This is a genomic window from Streptomyces sp. GbtcB7 (assembly GCF_019091445.1).
Lineage (GTDB): Bacteria > Actinomycetota > Actinomycetes > Streptomycetales > Streptomycetaceae > Streptomyces > Streptomyces mirabilis.
The window spans coordinates 1-15,958 of sequence record NZ_JAGXJM010000039.1 but is presented as its reverse complement, the minus strand read 5'-3'; the positions used below and the strand labels follow the sequence as shown (position 1 = coordinate 15,958).

The 15,958-nt window shown below is 68.4% G+C and carries 12 protein-coding genes and 3 pseudogenes; 8 read left to right on the top strand and 7 right to left on the bottom strand.

The features are described 5' to 3' along the window. Window positions 1–106 precede the first annotated feature (106 nt). Both KVT44_RS43840 and KVT44_RS58920 read left to right on the top strand, forming a co-directional pair. The gene (locus KVT44_RS43840) at window positions 107–1,207 is read left to right on the top strand and encodes a serine hydrolase (RefSeq protein WP_217573597.1); all 1,101 of its coding nucleotides are present in this window, start codon (window positions 107–109) and stop codon (window positions 1,205–1,207) included. 57 nt (window positions 1,208–1,264) lie between these two features. Next, window positions 1,265–1,525, top strand: a pseudogene (locus KVT44_RS58920) (IS5/IS1182 family transposase); the annotation flags it as partial. A 221-nt stretch (window positions 1,526–1,746) separates the two neighbouring features. Here KVT44_RS58920 and KVT44_RS43835 read toward each other — a convergent pair. Continuing rightward, complete coding sequence (locus KVT44_RS43835) at window positions 1,747–2,526, bottom strand: DUF1963 domain-containing protein (RefSeq protein ID WP_254650719.1); 780 nt, start codon at window positions 2,524–2,526, stop codon at window positions 1,747–1,749. Window positions 2,527–3,247: 721 nt separating this feature from the next. Here KVT44_RS43835 and KVT44_RS43830 point away from each other — a divergent pair. The 3 genes from KVT44_RS43830 to KVT44_RS43820 all read left to right on the top strand — a co-directional run bounded on the left by KVT44_RS43830 (window position 3,248) and on the right by KVT44_RS43820 (window position 5,666). Beyond that, complete coding sequence (locus tag KVT44_RS43830; protein WP_099918511.1) at window positions 3,248–4,477, top strand: sensor histidine kinase; 1,230 nt, start codon at window positions 3,248–3,250, stop codon at window positions 4,475–4,477. Beyond that, on the top strand, window positions 4,449–5,144 hold the full coding sequence (locus tag KVT44_RS43825) for a response regulator transcription factor (RefSeq protein WP_060896883.1): 696 nt from the start codon (window positions 4,449–4,451) through the stop codon (window positions 5,142–5,144). Before KVT44_RS43830 ends, KVT44_RS43825 begins: the two co-directional genes overlap by 29 nt. 147 nt (window positions 5,145–5,291) lie before the next feature. Continuing rightward, entirely contained in the window at window positions 5,292–5,666 is a 375-nt protein-coding gene (locus KVT44_RS43820) for a zf-HC2 domain-containing protein (protein ID WP_217573595.1), read from the top strand. Window positions 5,667–5,983: 317 nt separating this feature from the next. Here the strand turns inward: KVT44_RS43820 and KVT44_RS43815 are convergent, their stop codons facing one another. The 4 genes from KVT44_RS43815 to KVT44_RS43800 all read right to left on the bottom strand — a co-directional run bounded on the left by KVT44_RS43815 (window position 5,984) and on the right by KVT44_RS43800 (window position 11,317). Further along, window positions 5,984–6,511, bottom strand: coding sequence for a hypothetical protein (locus tag KVT44_RS43815; protein WP_217573593.1), 528 nt, complete (start codon window positions 6,509–6,511; stop codon window positions 5,984–5,986). Between the two features lie 875 nt (window positions 6,512–7,386). Further along, entirely contained in the window at window positions 7,387–8,484 is a 1,098-nt protein-coding gene (locus tag KVT44_RS43810; RefSeq protein WP_217573591.1) for a DUF4037 domain-containing protein, read from the bottom strand. Between the two features lie 806 nt (window positions 8,485–9,290). Then, window positions 9,291–9,974 (bottom strand): histidine phosphatase family protein, encoded by a 684-nt coding sequence (locus tag KVT44_RS43805; protein WP_217573589.1) that lies wholly within the window; start codon window positions 9,972–9,974, stop codon window positions 9,291–9,293. Between the two features lie 119 nt (window positions 9,975–10,093). Then, a complete protein-coding gene (locus tag KVT44_RS43800) occupies window positions 10,094–11,317 on the bottom strand; it encodes a DUF418 domain-containing protein (RefSeq protein WP_308314268.1) in 1,224 nt (407 codons plus the stop codon). A gap of 188 nt (window positions 11,318–11,505) precedes the next feature. On the opposite strand from KVT44_RS43800, the gene KVT44_RS43795 reads away from it, so the two are divergent. Together KVT44_RS43795 and KVT44_RS43790 are read left to right on the top strand one after the other, a co-directional pair. Next, window positions 11,506–12,171, top strand: a complete 666-nt coding sequence (locus KVT44_RS43795; RefSeq protein WP_217573586.1) for a response regulator transcription factor — start codon at window positions 11,506–11,508, stop codon at window positions 12,169–12,171. Next, window positions 12,168–13,271, top strand: coding sequence for a sensor histidine kinase (locus KVT44_RS43790; RefSeq protein ID WP_099918505.1), 1,104 nt, complete (start codon window positions 12,168–12,170; stop codon window positions 13,269–13,271). The genes KVT44_RS43795 and KVT44_RS43790 overlap by 4 nt, the downstream gene beginning before the upstream one ends. A 280-nt stretch (window positions 13,272–13,551) precedes the next feature. Here the strand turns inward: KVT44_RS43790 and KVT44_RS43785 are convergent. Beyond that, window positions 13,552–14,083: pseudogene (locus tag KVT44_RS43785) on the bottom strand (transposase); the annotation flags it as partial. A gap of 42 nt (window positions 14,084–14,125) precedes the next feature. Continuing rightward, the gene (locus tag KVT44_RS43780) at window positions 14,126–15,346 is read right to left on the bottom strand and encodes a GNAT family N-acetyltransferase (RefSeq protein WP_217573584.1); all 1,221 of its coding nucleotides are present in this window, start codon (window positions 15,344–15,346) and stop codon (window positions 14,126–14,128) included. A 282-nt stretch (window positions 15,347–15,628) separates the two neighbouring features. On the opposite strand from KVT44_RS43780, the pseudogene KVT44_RS60760 reads away from it, so the two are divergent. Next, window positions 15,629–15,724, top strand: a pseudogene (locus KVT44_RS60760) (IS5/IS1182 family transposase); the annotation flags it as partial. Window positions 15,725–15,958 lie beyond the last annotated feature (234 nt).

Below are 15,958 nucleotides of genomic sequence, written 5' to 3'. Positions count from 1 at the left end.
CCATAAGCCGGTGGTTACCCAATGATTCCATGGGAGTTGGCTCGTGCGTGAGCAGGCATGGCAGAGGTTTCGTTCGTCCGGGCGGCGGAGTGGTCGGCGTAGAGCCGTGCCGGCCGCGGCCGCGGTGGCCGTCGGCGTCATGACGATGGGCGCCCTGGCCCCGCCCGTGGCGTCTGCCGCCGCCGGGCCGAACACCGTCCAAAGGGGCCTGAACGCGCTGGTTCACGCGGACGGCGTGCCCGCCGCGCTGGCGAGCGTCAAAGACCGTGACGGCCGCACCCGCACCTACACCGCAGGGGTCGGTGACCTGGCCACCGGAGCGAAGGTGCCCCGGGACGGTCAGGTGCGCATTGGCAGCAACACCAAGACGTTCACGGCGGTGGTCGTGCTGCAACTGGTCGGTGAAGGCAAGATCGGCCTTGACGCCCCGGTCGACACCTATCTGCGCGGTCTCGTCCGCGGGGACGGGATCGACGGACGCCACATCACCGTCCGCCAACTACTCCAGCACACCAGCGGACTTCCCAACTACAGCAAGTTCCTCAGCGACGACATCCGCTACTACGACCCTCGCGAACTCCTCGACCTCGCTCTCCAGCACAAGGCCGACTTCGCCCCCGGCACGAACTGGGCCTACAGCAACACGAACTACCTGGTGGCCGGCCTGATCGTGCAGAAGGTCAGCGGCCGTCCCCTCGCCGAGGAGATCGACCAGCGCGTCATCAAACGCATCGGACTGCGCCACACCTACTTCCCCGCCCCAGGAGAGGAGACGATCCGGGAGCGCCATCCCAGGGGTTACTACCAGGATTCGGCAGACGCGCCTCTGGTCGACGCCACGGAATGGGACCCTTCCTGGGCCTGGGCTGCGGGCCAGATGGTGTCCACCAACTCCGACCTGAACCGGTTCTTCACCGCGCTGTTGGCCGGCCGCCTTCTCCCGAAGGCTCAGCTCGACCAGATGCGCACCACCGTCCTCGCCAGTTACCCCTTTCCCGCCGGTGCCCGCTACGGGCTGGGACTCGTGAGCACGCCGCTGTCGTGCGGCGGGGTGTACTGGGGCCACGGCGGCAGCATGACGGGATACGAGACCCGAGGCGGCGTCACCGAGGACGGCCGCGCGGCCAACGTCACCGTGACCATGCAGCCGAGCCAGGCAGTCAAGGAGCGCATGGATGGTGTCGTGGACACGGCCCTGTGCCGCTGAACCGCGCCGCTTAGTCATCAACTCAATTGGTGATCCCTTTGCCCTGTACGCGTGTTGATGGTTGATCACCTGGTCCCCGACGGGCTGTGGGGACTGTTTCAGCGGGTGGTGCTGGAGGCGCGACCAGGCCGCAAGGCGGTGGTCGCCAGGTGGGCGCAGGTCCCGCCGGTGTTCGGACCATCTGGGGCGACGGCTCACCGGCGGTTCATGGAGTGGAGCCGTCGGCGCATGTAGGCCAAACTGCACCGCCTCATCCTGGACGAGTTGGGTTCCAGGGGCGAGTTGGACTGGTCGCGATGCGCAATCGACTTGGTCAACACTTGACTATTCCTCGGCCCCCAAGAGCCAGGCTGCACTGCACTCGGCGGTGCGGCCGCGGACCGTGCGTTCACCTTCGTGGCAGCGGCTACGGCGGTGAACCACTACCCACTGTTAACCCACAGGATTGGATCCTTGCCTGCGTTGACCAGACGCCCGGGATGACGGTGTGGTTTTCGAATCCGGGAATCCCCGTTGGGGCCCTACGACGAGGGCCCGGCTCAGCACTGCTGCTCGTACCAGAGGCCGACATACTCTCTGGCGGCGATGTCCTCCCGTGTGCCCACGATCAGGTTCATGGTGAATACGTTGTAGTCGATCGCCTGCCCGGCCATTTGCGCGAAGAGCACGAGATCGCCCTCGTCCGGTGCCATGTCCCACGGGTTGGAGAACCCGCCGATCTGCACGCAGACGCCGGGGCGATGTCCGCCGAAGGCAGCGTCGAGGACGGCTTCCTCGAAACTGTCCAGCGCGTCCTCGTCTCCGTCGCCGTCCAAGAACGCGCGGGTATGCGGGCCTCCTTGCCAGTCGCTGTCGAGGGTCAGTCCGGGCACGGGATACAGGGTGCGTGGTTCGTAGACCCTGATCTGCATGGCCTCACCGTTGAATTCATGCGTCGCGGCGCGCTCCGTGGTGCGTGCTCCGGCAGGGATGTGGAGCACCACGGACGACTCTGGCGGGTACTCGATCTCGGTGAAGAACAACAGGTGCCCATCGGCGGGCAGTTCGATGTCCAGTACGTCGTGGGGCAGGGCCGCGCAGTCGACGCTCAGCACGAGCGGCGCTCTCCCTTCAGGCCAGTCCACCCCGTCCGGCAGTGCGGGGAGCCCGCCCGTTCGTGCGGCGGAGCGGACGTTTTCCCGCCGGGACGGAGGCACTTCCTTGTGCGGCACCAGATAGAGGCATGGCCGGAACCGGGCCATGAACTCCTGCGCGACGGGCCCGGGAACGCCGTACTCGGCGGCTGTCTCGTGAACGAGCCGCTCGTCGATCGATGTCATGCCCGCGATCGTGCCATGGGCCACTGACATGTCGCGGATCGTCGCATACGACGAACTCGGCCACGGTCTTTGCCGTCGGCCGGTGCGTACCCGACAGCACCGTATGGAAAGCGACCCTGGACGCGCCGGACTGCCCCATTGCAACGGCATCTCCGGCGCGAACCTTCAAGGCAGCCAGGCTCTCCTGCCACGGTGCGGCGCATCCCGCCCATCCACTCGCGCCGCGGATCGCGTCGGTGAAGGCCGGCCAAGCTCCACATCGACAAGGGCTGCGACTACGACCACCTGCGCCGATGCCTACGGCCGCCCGGCACCGCATCGCCCGCACGGGTGTGCGGGCCATGCGGCGAGGGGCCACGGCCTGCGGATCTACGGCCGGGACTGCTCTGGACGAGCTGGTCCACGGCGCCGCCAGCTAAACGGATCCTCCGAGCTCGTCCGCCTGAGCGTCGCTGATGAGATCCGACGATTGATCAGCCGGCTCACCGACCGCCGCCCCACCCGGGTGGATTGCATCCTGCACTTGTCGCACGGGTGGCGGCGGCGACGCCGGTATCAAGCCCGCATCAGCCACTACGAACGACGCGGGCACAGCCCGTAAGACCGCCCTGCACCCACAACAAGAACCGTTGCAGTGTCAGCGGGCGTCGATGAGTTCTCGCTCCGCATCGGGCCGTGGTGAAACGATGCCCGACCCGGCCACCGACCCTACGGTGATGGCATGACGGTGCTCAACGGTTGGAGGCGGCGAGGGCGAGCCCCGAGCCGCACGCTCGACGTCCTGGGCGTGGCTGTGCTGTGCGTGCTGTCGGTGGTGGCTGCCTCGGTCGACCCGCACGAGCACGAGTTCGTGCTGCGCTGGTCCGCCGTGGTGCTGGCTGCCGTCGGCTGCTTCGCGTTGCTCTGGCGGCGCCGTCACCCGTTCGGAGTACTGGCGGTCACCATTGGCTGCGGGGTGATCTTTCAGATGCTCGGCTTTCGGGAGAGCCCGCTGGTGACAAGCCCGGTTCTGGCGTCCATCTACAACGTGGCCCTGCGGACCGACCGGCGTACCGCCTGGACCGCGGCCGCTGTCTCGGCTGCCGTCCTGGTGGGCGCCGACGCGGTGTGGACCTCGAATTCGTGGCTGGACCCGGACAAGGCCGCGATGGTGGCCTGGACGGCCCTGCCGGCCGCCGTCGGGGACGGGCTGCGCTCACGGCGCGCCTACGTGGCGGCCGTGGAGGAAAGAGCGGAGCACGCCGAGCGCACCCGCGAGCAAGAAGCACAGCAGCGAGTGGCGGCCGAACGTGTTCGGATCGCACGCGAACTGCACGACATCGTCGCGCACCACATCGCCTTGATCAACGCTCAGGCAGGCGTCGCCGTCCACCTGGTGGACCAGCGCCCGGAACAAATCCTGACGGCTCTGGAGAACATCCGGGACACCAGCCGCTCCGCGCTGGACGAATTACGGGTGACCGTAGGCCTGCTGCGGCAGTCCGACGAGCCGGTGGCGCTCCGCGACCCGATGCCGGGCCTCGCGCAAGTACCAGCACTTCTGGCATCGTTCGAACGCGCCGGGCTGGCCGTGAGCCACACGTGGCTGGGCATCACCGAACCGCTCGAGCCGGCGGTCGACCTGGCCGCGTACCGCATCGTGCAGGAGTCCTTGACCAATGTGCGCAAGCACGCCGGGGCCGACCATGCCCGACTGTTCCTGCACTACCACGGTGAACGGCTGACGATCACCGTCGAGGACGACGGGTGCGCCGGACCGCACCATCCTCACCCGGGGGCCGGTCACGGGCTGATCGGGATGCGTGAGCGGGCTACCACGATAGGGGGCACGCTGTTTGCGGGACCGCGCCCCGAAGGCGGTTTCACCGTGACCGCGGAACTCCCGCTGCGCCCCGGTCCGGCAGGAAATCGGAGACATGAGCATGACGATTCGCGTACTGCTTGCCGATGACCAGGCCCTGCTGCGGGGCACCTTCCGCATGCTGTTCGACGCCACGGACGACATGGAGACCGTGGCCGAGGCGTCCAACGGCCGTGAGGCGGTCGAGCTGGCCGGCTCACAGCGCCCGGACGTGGTCCTGATGGACATCCGTATGCCGGAGATGGACGGCCTCGAGGCGACACGGCTCATCACCGAGTCCGAGGATCTCGCAAGTGTGAAAGTGCTCATCCTGACCACCTTCGAAGACGACGAGCACGTCGCCGACGCACTGCGTGCGGGTGCGAGTGGCTTTCTTGGCAAGGGCGCGCGACCCGAGGAACTCCTCGATGCCGTCCGAACGGTCGCAGACGGCGAGGCGCTGCTGTCCCCCTCAGCGACGCGCGCATTGATCACTCGGTTTCTGGCCCAGCCGGACCCATGCCCGGCCGCCGTACACGAGCGGCTGGAGAGCTTGACACCGCGGGAACGCGACGTCACGAGCCTCGCCGCACTGGGCCTGTCCAACGACGAGATCGCCGAGCGCCTGTTCGTCAGCCCGCTGACCGCCAAGACCCACATCAACCGGGCCATGACCAAGCTGGCAGCTCGTGACCGCGCCCAGCTCGTCGTCATCGCCTACCAGTGCGGGCTGGTCAGTCCGGCTACGGAACCAGATCAATCCCAGCAACCCGCATAGCCCCCGGCTCGGTGCGTCCACCTTCTGCCCCAGCCGCAGGCCGACGTACCGTGTACTGCAGCCGTGGTAGCCGGAAGTCGCTGCGTGGGGACGACGCGCTGAGGGCCGCTCCTGAGCCAAGGTGAAACCCTGAACGGAGGTTTCACCATGACCGCAACCCAGTGCCTGACGAAGTCCGACGAGAAGACGGCCCTCGAGGAATGCCGCACGATCCGTGAACTTCTGGCCGGAAGCGAACGCAAGACCCTCGCCTCCGATGAGGCGGGTGCGGTGCGAGCTCACCTGGCGACCTGCCACACATGCCGGGGCGAGTACGACCGCCTCGCAGCCGTGCCCGCACACCTATCTCTGCTGCGCGACGCTCTGGCCTGCGGCAAAGGCCGAAGCACGCGGACTCACGCGGGTACCCGGCCCGATCGCGGCCACGCGTCGCCCCGTCACCGCAGGCCACACCGAGCGAACCTGACCATGCAGCTCACGCTGTCCCAATGGGTCAGCAGGACCACCTCGCACATCCGGTGAGCAGGCCTCGCGGAAGCGACGACGTGCCTGGGGCGGAACGGCATGGGGACCCATCTGCGGCGTCTCACTGGCGACCGGCGAAGAGCACTCGTACGGTTCATGGAGAGACGGACGGCGGAGGGGTCCACCGCCCCGCGATCGCTGGAGTTGGACGACACCGGCTGCCTTGAAGGTGCAGTCCCCGTCGACGCGTACGAACATTCAAGACGTATTGGGTGTGGGCGACGTCGTTGACCACGGGAGTGGGGCCGTCGGTCTGACTCTTGGGCCTGGCGATCGCCTCAGGGGAGTACGCAGGGGAAGCCTCAGCGGAGTACTCAGCGGAAGTACAGCGACGCCTTTTCCAGGACGTGACGCGTGAACATCCCGCCGTACACGACCTTGCCCCGGTACATGGTGACTCGGGTGGCCCTCGAGGCCGGCGTCTCCACCGTGACGGGTCGGCCGATCAGGGACGTCCCGAGGATCCGTGCGTCTTTGGCAGCCCAGTTCCTCGCGGACGGCTGGACGCTGCCGCCGGCCAGGGCGGGCAGGATCATGGTCGCGTTGCGGGCGCCGGGCAGACCGCTGCGGAGACTCTTCACATAGTCCATTGCCCACCCGGTGAACTCGGCCATCGAGGCGTCGTCGACCTCGGGGGTAGCGGCGGCGAGGACGAACAGCTCCACCTTGGTGCCGAACCACCGCACCCTGCGGTTCGAGCGACTGCCGATCACTACCCGGTAGTCGCGCCAGGTGGTTGCGGTCACCCCGCATCCGTCGGTCGCCAGCCGCTCACGGAGTGCCTCCAGGTAGGCGTTGGCCGCGTCGGCCGACGGCGCCCCATCAGTTCGCTGCGGAGTCATGTGTGGATCCTCCATCACCTTTGGGGCAAGGGGAAGTTGGCCCTCCCGGCCGGGCACACCGAAGTGACGACCACCGGCGTGGTCGGCGCGTGCGCAGGGAGTCGGGTCCGGGTCGCTTCAGGGCAGGACGCGGGCCGGACGATATCCCGGAATCGGGTGTCCGCTCCCGGACGGATAACTGCTCCCCAGCGTGGTGTGATCACCAGCCTCACAGCCCACTCACCCTTCACACGCTGTCGGGCCCCGCGGGCACGCACAACCGAAAGCCCGGAACACCACCACCCTGACCTGCCCCGCGCCGCAGCGCCTCCGTGAAACAACGCAATCCGTCACGTAGCCGGGTCGCGGCCCCACGGACGACACGGCGACTTGGCCGCCCCCGGCCGGGGATGATGTGCCGCAGCATGGCCCACCATGGTGCGAAGACCCGTGGCACGCAAGCAGCTTCGGGCTCCCACCGTTCCGAGCTGCGGAGCGACTCGTTTGGCGATGGTCGGACCGACAGTCGGGAGAGGGACGTCAGACCTCCGGCCGAGCGATCGTCCCGGGCTCGAGGCTCCTTGCGCAGGCGGCGAGAGCGACGGTACGAGATTCCACCGTATGGATGTGGTGCTCACGAGCACGTCGAAGTCCGGGAGCCCCGAGTCCGCGAGGACGATATGAGTGATGCCCAGGCGGGCCGGCTGGGCCCCGACAGGCCGCAGTTCAGGCGGCGCAGTGTCGGGTTGGCGGAGACAGAGCCAGTCAGAGGAAATTCTTCCGCACGCCACGGCCGGGGGGTCTGAGCGCCGGCCGGATCATGCTCCAGAACTTCCTCGTCGACTCCCCGGGCCGGCTGCGGTGGCACGCTGCTGGCTCGGAAGCCCACGTCAGGTTCACTCTGACCTGGATTTCCGTACGGCATGGCCTGCCGCGCGGGTCAGTTTCGGGCGGCTCAGGACGTCGGTGCTGTCGAGGAACTGGTCCACGGAGCCGACGGGCAGCAGATCGCGAAGCGTCGGGTCCGTGATGCGGGCCGTGAGGGCCTTGGAGAAACGGTCGGCGCGCAGGACCTGGAAGGGGCGGGAGTGGTAGGGGCGAGTGGCGGGGTCGACGCGGTCGGTCAGGCCCAGTTGGTTGTGCAGGCCCGCGACCGTCTCGTAGGCGTGCGCCAGATGCTGCTCGCGGTCGCGCCAGTCGGTTGCGGCGAGGACGGCGGTGAGGTCGGGGGTGAGGCGAGGGCCCATGGGGGTGCGAGCGAACGCGCTGCCGAGCCACTTGTTGTAGGGCGGATAGCGGCGGTCCATCAGGAGGCACAGGCGCATCAGGTCGCGCACGAGGCGGGCGGCGACCATGGCGGATCCGAGCTCGTCGTCGACCTCGCCGCAGCGGCCGACGAAGGCCTCCTCCTGGGATATGCGTTGCCACTGGCAGGACAGGACATGGAGCCAGAGATCGTGCGGGTACCAGCGGAGGGCCGTTCGTAAGGGAGCGAGTTCACCGAGGCCGTCGTGGAAGACGGCTCCGCCGGTGACTTCGGCGAGGAGCTGGGTGGGGGTGGCGAGCCAGTCCCGCGGGGTGATGCCGGAGGAGGGGTCGAAGCCGAGTGCGTCGGTGAACCATCCTGAGAGGTGGGTGACTTCGACGCGGTGGTGGATGGGGCCGTCGGTGACCCGCATGACGCGGATGTCGCGGTCGCCGGTGGGGGCGAAGTGGGTGGGGTAGCCGTGGAAGGTCTTTGGGAGGTGCTCGGCGAGTACGTGTCTGATGCGTCCCGCGTGCCGGGAGACGTCCTGGCGGCGGAGGAAGAGCTGGAGACGGGGGCCCCATTCGTGGTCGGCGGAGCGTGGGGTGTCGAAGCCGAGCACCTCGGAGCCGCTGCCCAGGCGTGCTGCGGAGTGGGGGATTGCGGGGGAGACCTCCTCCAACAGGGGGCGTACTGCTTCGGTGTAGAAGCGGCGGGAGAGTTCCAGGCCGGGAATAAAAGCTGGCATATTCGTGACGCTCATGCCAGCAAGCCGTGCCCATTTTATGGCGGGGCATGCGTGGTGTCTTCACGCCGTCTTCCACTCGTGAGGAAGCCGTAGGCTTGAGGAGCGGCGGGCCAACTCTTGCAAGGCGGCGTCGAGTTCCTCGACGTCACTTCGGGCCAAGCTTCAGCGTCCCCCGGCGGCAAGCTCCTTCGCGGTCTCACTCAGCGATCGCGGACCAGCGGGCACCCGGTGCCTGGAGCTCGTGGCTTCGCACCCGAAGTCCGGGTGGTGGTCGAGCTCTTGCGTGAGGCTGCCGCTCGGTACCGTATCGGCAGGGAACCAAGCTGCAGGTGTGGCTGGTCGGCAGGTCGGGTCAGCAACGGCTGGCCGCGTCATCTGTGCGAGCGATCGGATGGTCGCGTGTGCCGCCATGCGGGCGTTCCCGAGAGCCGCTGAACTGACTGGGGTGGCACCGCAGCGGCCAGGGCATGGTGCAGATCGGCCCGTTGCACCTGCAGGTCGAGCGCTTCGAACTCGTCCTCGGCTTAGCGTCCCAGCCTGTAGCGGCAGATCTCAGCCCCGTTGGACCAGGTGCGGAAGCTCTCAAGTGGGAGGGACGGGGTAGCCTGCGCGGCAACCGTGTCGAGCCGGCCCAGTCGGCGCAGCACGCGTGGCGTTGGGCACAAGCTGGTTCCGGCACCGATCTCCGTGAACCGCGGCGTCCGCTCGACGAGCGTGACCTCGCAATCGACGCACGCCTTATGGAGGGCTCCCAGGGCCCCATGGCTGCCGCCGATCCGACGGCAGCACATGAGCGTGCTCGCGGGTCACACCCAGGCGACGAGGTCGTACCGCTCGTCGTTCGCCGTCTCGTCCCACAGGAGTGTCGTCTGGTTCCGTGCCGCGACACAAGGAATGGGAACAGTGCGACTGGTGCTGCCGACTCCTCTAGGGATGACGGGCCCGGGCCGGACGTCCCAGTGGTCACCACGCAATGTGAGGGAGACCGCGGACAGGGGTGGCACATCGAAATGCCAGAAGGCCGTTGGTGGTGCGGACAGAGCATGGACGAGCGCGGCCCGGATGATCGCCGGCTCGGTGATGGCCAGTGCGTCGCCCGTGCCAGGCGGCACTCTGCTCAGCCAGCCGGCGGTTCGGCGACAGAGCTGGCGTACCGACTCGCCTCCGTGTGGCACGGCATCCGGGTCTGTAAGCCAGGCGCCGTACCCGTAGGGGTCGTGCGCGGTGACTTCGCCGACTGTGCGCCCACGCCACGTGCCGTAGTCGAAGTCGCGCAGCGCGGGTTCGAGCGTGGCGTTCAGGCCGAGAGCGTCGGCGATCTGCCCGCAACGGGTCGACGGTGCCCGGATGGCCAGCGAGTACGGGGGGAGTGCGGCCCCGACGAGGCGTGCCTCGTGCAGGCCGTGCTCGCTGAGGAGACCGTCACCGAAGACTGCGCTCCTGCTGGTGTCCCCGGCTGTCGCGCACATGAATGTCAGGCGGACCGACATCGGCTTACCTCTTTCCTGGCCCGGCGTGACGCCGGATGGTTCGAGACCTTCGGAAACCGTGGGCGCCGCGGAATCGGCGATGGAGTTTGTGTCCTGGAAGGGGCTTGGACCACAGCCGGCTAGTTGATCAGGCGAGCGGGTGCGGTGGCGGCGTGCAGCATGTACTCCAGTGGTCCTCGCCGGAACGCCCGCGTCCAGGCGACGGCCAGCAGCATGCTGGCCGCGGCCAAGCAGGCCAGGGTCGGCAGGGCAGCGGAGGTCGGCAGGTCGTCGATGCCCAGGGCCTTGATGGCGATGATGTGGCCGACGTAGGCGGTCAGGGAGACCGAGCCGACCGCGATGACGGGCGCGGCAAGCCGCCGCAGGCGGGCCAACCGGTCCGTGGCGAAGAGACAAGCGGCGATGATCACGAGGCCGACGCCGGTGTTGCCCAGGATCGACCATGTCGTCTGGCTGTGCGGCGCGGCCACCAGCAGCCAGTCCGGGGTACTGGTGGTGGGGTCGCCCACGGCGTCGGACCACCAGGCCGATGCGGCCGCCCCGCCGTCCGTCGTAGCGCTCACGGCCGCCTGCGCGCCGGGGACCAGGTTCAGGGCCAGCCAAGAGCCGCCGTAGCCGAGCAGGGCCAGTGCGCTGCCGAGGAGAGCGACCTTGGCGCGTATGCCGGGTCTGGTGAGGTCGAGCCGGCCCACTGCCATTCCGGCGATGACGAAGGGCAGCCAGGTCAGTACCGGGTACGCGCCGGTGATGAACAATTCAACGATCCCGTCCGAATCGGTGATCCGGGCCAGCGGGTCGTGGGCGATGACGGCGTCGGCCCAGCTTCCGCCCTCGACCGCGGCTCGAAGCGGATACAGGACCTGGGGCAGTACGAGCGCGGTCGTCGCGGCGATGACGGCCAAGGTGTCCGCTCGCAGCCGGTACAGCGGAAGGGCGAGGAGGAAGACCATTCCGTAAGCGGCGAGGATCACGTCCACCGAGGTGTCCAGGCAGGTCAGGGCGTATCCCAGGGCAACCAGGACGGCGGAGCGGATCAGTACCCTGCCCATGGCCTGCCGTCCGGCTCGCCCCGTCCGTGGCTGTGGCCGACCAGTGAGAATGACCAGGGTGAACCCGGCAAGCAGGGCGAACAGGGCAGCGGACCGGCCGCGTGCCACCTCCATCACCCAGCCCAGCGGGCCGCCCACCGACGGGTCGGGACCCACGTGGGCCGCGTACATGCCGAACACCGCCAGGCCACGGGCCAGGTCGAGTCCGATCAGCCGTCCTGTTGACGCCGTAAGGGAGGGGGCGGGACCTGCCCCCACAACGGATGCCGCCCCGGACGGTGCGACCTCTGACACGGCGTGCAACATGTGATCCAGGGTCCTGGACGGTGTGCGTCACAACCATCCGGCAGGTGTCCGGAACCGCCCCCGCCGACTGGCCGAGACAGCCCCCGCCGACTGGCTGGATTCGATGCTGTGAACCAGCCGGGAGTGTCACGACATGGTACGAATCGGACAGTGGCCCCATGGTGAGTGGAGCACCCGTGATCCGAGTATTGGTGGTCGACGACGAGGCCCTGATTCGCAAGGGTTTTCAGTACATCCTCGACGCGGCGCAGGACATCGAGGTCGCGGCGGCGGTTCCCGGCAGCCAGGCGCTTCAGGTGGCGCAGGAGATATGCCCTGACGTCGTGCTTCTGGACATCCGGATGCCGGACGTCGACGGCCTCACCGTCCTGGCCGGCCTCCGTCGGCTGTCCCACCCTCCGGTGGTAGCCATGCTCGCGACAATCGGCATGGACGAACATGTCGCAACGGCACTTCGCTCGGGCGCCGCGGGCTTCCTGCTCAAGGACACCGACCCCGAGCAGCTTCCGTTCCTGGTGCGGACCCTGGCCGATGGCGGCACCGTAATGCCGTCCAAGGTCACCCGGACGGGCGTGGACGTCTGTCTGAACGCCGGCCCCCAGGAACCCGCTGCCCGCAGCCTCGTCCGACTCACTGACCGCGAGCGCGCCGTACTCGTCCTCATCGGCGAGGGACTGTCCAACAGCGACATCGCCACACGGATGCATCTGAGCACGAGCACGGTCAAGGACGACGTGAGCGCCATCCTCACGGAACTCAAGGTGGACGGCCGCGTCCAGGCCTCCCGGATCGCCGAAGGGTCTTGCCTTCTCAAACCCCCGCGGGACCAGGAGGGGGGATGACCCCTCGCCGCCCGCCCGCCCCGCTGTTGGACGCCGTCCTCGTCGGAGCCTCGCTGCTCGATGTCTGGGTCAAGGTCCACATCGACGAGTCGCTGCGCCTGGGTTGCGCCCTGGTTGCCGCCTTCTCCCTTCTCCTGCGCCGTCGCCGGCCGCTGCTCACCTTCCTGCTCACGCTGCCCGCCGTCCTGGTCTCCGACGCGGTCTTCGCCGCGCTGGCCGCGCTGTACACCCTCGCCTCATTCACCCGACACCGCGCCCTGCTGGCCGTCTGCGTGACGACATTCACGATCTGCGACATGACCTCATGGCCGTCACTGCATTTGAACCTCGCGGCCACCTCGACCCTCGTCACTCTGGGCTACACCGCGGCGACGGCGGCCGCTCCTGTCTTCCTGGGCCAACTCGTCCAGACCCGGGGCGATCTGTCGCAGCGGCTCGCCGAGATCTCAGAGGCGCGTGACCACAAGCGGCTGCTGACCGCCCAGGCCGTGCTGGCCAGGGAACGTGCGCAGCTCGCCCGGGAGATGCATGACGTGGTCTCCCACCAGGTCAGTCTGATCGCGGTGCGGGCCGGAGCCCTTCAGGTCGGCGCCCGGGACGCCGAAGTCAAGGAAGCCGCCGCCACGATCCGGCGGCTGAGCGTACAGACCCTGGACGAACTGCGGCACATGGTCAGCGTCCTGCGCGCCTCCGGGGGCCGCCCCACAGAACTGACACCGCAGCCGTCTCTGGCCGACCTTGAACGGCTGGTCGACAACAGCGGCATCCAGGTCGAGCTGCAGACCGACGTGTCCGACGACCTTCCCCCCACCGTTCAGCGCGCCATCTACCGCACCGTCCAAGAAGCGCTGACCAATGTACGCAAGCACGCCCCCGGGACCAGTGCGACGGTTCGCATCCGCAACGAGGGCGGCGCCATCCGTGCCACGGTCACCAACACCGCACCGACCCGGCCTCCTCTCCCTCTGCCCAGTGCGCACCACGGTCTGGTCGGCCTGGGGCAGCGCGCCGCACTCCTTGGAGGCACCGTCACCTCCGGCCCAACGGCCGACGGGGGCTACGAACTGCACCTCGAGCTTCCAGCCGAGGGCGAATCGTGACGGACTACTGGCCGCCGTCACGACCGAAGCGGCGGAGCGGGCTCCGAGTTCGGAACCCTTCAGCTTGATTCTTGCGAGGAACCGCGGGCGTTTGCTCCTGGGAAGATTCGCATCCGGGAGGCCAGCGGTCCGCTGGTCTACTTCCCAATGCGCTGGAGCATGGCGGATGAGCCCTCCGCCTTTGCTGCGGCGTTGCCTTTGCTGCGGCGTTCGCCGACTCGATGGGGCTGATCTGCTTCGATCCGCAGGGCAACCGGCTCGGGGCCCTGACCGCCTTCGCCAGTCGGCGGTATCCGATCAGAAATGCGGCGAGTCCGACGAGTCCGACGAAGCCGAGGAAGTGTTCCGTTTTGGGTTCGTAGCGTCGGTGGAGGCGACCGGCAGCTCGCCAGCAAGGAGACGGTTCGCTGGACTACCCACCGGTGGCAGACCGTTGCGGTCGCAGGTCAGATGGATCTTCGATCCCTTCTTGCCGCGGTCGGTCGGATTCGGTCCGGTCAAAGGCCCCCTTTGGTCGCGCGGATGCTCACCGAGTCGATCGCACACCGGCATCAGTCCAGCTCTTCACAGCTGCCGAGCGCGTCAAGGATCACCTGGTGGAGCCGTGCCCGGACACGGTCACGGCTCCACTGGGCGAAGCGGCAGTACACGGCACGCCAGCACGGCCCGAACAGCGGCGGCAGCTGTCACCAGGTGCAGCCCGACGTGGCCACGAACACGATCGCTGCGAACGTCTCCCGGTCGCCGGCGCGACGCCGGCCGCCTCCTTGCGGGCGCAGGATGACCGTCACCGGAACCACCCGCCTGAACAGCTCCCACTGTTCATCACTTGTGCAGGGTCGGCGAGCGTGCGGTCAGAACCAGTGCAGGCAGTGCGGGGAGCGGTCGGCGCGGAAGAGTGCGTCAGCGAGGGTGGCCGCGCCCGGGCGGTGGGCCCGGATGTGTCCGGCACGCACGAGCGTGCTCGGGGCGGTGCCGCCGAGGTAGATCGAGCCCAGGTCACTCATGTCCAGGGACAGGTCGGGCTCTCGGTCCGTCGGGACGCAGTCGGCCTTGCTGTCCCGGACGGTCAGCAGGTAGCGGCCGTGCTCGCCGAGGAACGGGTCGTCGACGTCGAGGACGAGCTCGCCGTCCACGAACCAGCCGCGCGCGTTCAGCGCACGCGGGACGTCCAGCAGTCGTACCCAGAGCCAGTCGGTGTCATGGCTCACCTGGCCGGCGCGGAAGTCCGCCAACTGCCAGCGCAGCGGGTGCTCGGGCGGGAAGTGCTTGAACACGACCTGAGTGACCAGGTCGTGTCCGAGCACGAACCGGGCCAGGGCTGTGAAGACGGCGTCGTCGGCGGCGATGGTCTCGTCCACCGTCAAGGTGCTGGGCTCGCCGATCGAGTAGCTGGCGTACCCGTCCGGGACTCCGTCGGAGTCCCGGTGGACGGCGACGTAGCGCGGCGCCGAAGCGACCGGGGGCTGCCCCGCGCCCAAGGCCCACCAGCGGTGCGGGCGGGACAGTGCGCCGGGCTGTGCGTGGCGGTAGCGGTCGTAGACCTCTTCCAGGATCTCGCCGCACTCGGCACGCCGCAGCACCTCGACCGAGCCGGTCTCTGGGGCCTCGGCTGTTCCGCGCGCCCGGGGGAGGGCGAGGGCGGCCTGGTGGCGCGGCACCGTCAGCCGCTGTGTGTAGGTCGCGGGTCCGTAGCCGAACCTGCGGTAGATCAGGGCCTCGGAGGCCAGCAGCACGGAGAGGAACTCCCCGCGCGCCCGCAGCTCGGTGAGCTGATGCCGCATCATCGCGCTGAGCACGCCCTGGCGTCGGTGCGAGGGCAGGACGCCGACGGCGGTCACCCCGGCGGCCGGGACGAGGATCTCACCGGGCAGGGTGAGCTCGAAGGAGTACGAACCGGCCGTGCCGACGGGCCGCCCGTCGGCCGTCAGGGCGAGCAGGTTGCGGTCCATTTCGAGCGCCGACCACCAGACCCCGCCGCCCTCGGTCGGGGTTTCAGGGAAGCGCCCGAACGCGGCATGGAGTGTGTCGACGAAGACGTCGAGGTCCTGGTCGGTCGTGGGACGAATCTCCATTGCTGCCGCTGCCTCCCTGGGGTACCGGCACCACGACTCGTGGTGTCCCGCCACAGTGCAGCGTTGACCCGTGGCCAGGTCAAGTGGATTACGGCCTATCACGGCAAAGCCCGGTCCCAGCCCGGCTGCGGGGGGTGAGTTGCGGGGGCCGGGCTAGGCGAGGTCCAGTCATTGCGGCAGACGCGTCCGATGCGGCGGATGCGACGGGGACATCGCTGGTCAGCCCGCTTCCGTCAGTTCGCTCCCGTCTGATCCCAAGGCGTCCCCCCGCTTGACCTCGCTCGCGCGTATCCCAGTGACCTCTCCGAAGCACGCTGGCGACTGATCGGGGTCACGCTCACCACCTGGCGGGCCGAGTTGAGAGGCAACGGCCTGGATTCGGCCCCGACGTGGAAGTCGTCCAACGCGATCCCGGCGCCGAAGGATTCAAAGTCATTCCCTTATAAGTCGACGACCCACCCGCGAATTCACCCCGAACTGGCGCGACACCTGAACCTCGAACCGAACAACCTCACCGGGATGAAACGTTCTTTTGGGTGGTGTCGGTGGGGGTGTGGGTGGTGAGTTGTGCGGTGAAGACGGTGGTGTTGTTTTGGTGTGCGGTGATGTGGG